Here is a 339-nt window from a genome sequence, read left to right as displayed (position 1 = left end):
CCCCGCGCCGGCCCGGTCGTCCGCCTACCGCGACGAGGTCGTCACCACCATCTTGGGCCGCGGCGGACGGTGAGGACGTCGATCGGCCTGCCGTCCGGTCCGGCGAACTCGTAGCCAGGACGGATGTCGAGGACGTCGGCTCCCGGTCCCAACTTGATGTCGTAGCGCACCGTGGAGGTGCCGACCACCCGATTCCCTCCCTCGCCGAGGACGGTGATCAGGTCGTTTCCAGGACCGGCGTCCACCGAGACGTCCAGGCGGCCGTCCCGCACCGTCGCGCCGTCGGCGGAGGCGAGGACTAAGTCGTCGCCCACGCCGCCGGCCAGGTTCACGTCCAGC

1 pseudogene is annotated in these 339 nt (G+C 71.7%); it reads right to left on the bottom strand.

Annotation, left to right across the window (positions count from 1 at the left end):
- Positions 1-41 precede the first annotated feature (41 nt).
- Positions 42-339: pseudogene (locus G6O68_RS32165) on the bottom strand (hypothetical protein); the annotation flags it as partial.

Origin of the sequence: Paludisphaera soli, from assembly GCF_011064595.1 — a bacterium.
GTDB lineage: Bacteria > Planctomycetota > Planctomycetia > Isosphaerales > Isosphaeraceae > Paludisphaera > Paludisphaera soli.
This window is presented reverse-complemented; position numbering and strand designations above follow the sequence as displayed.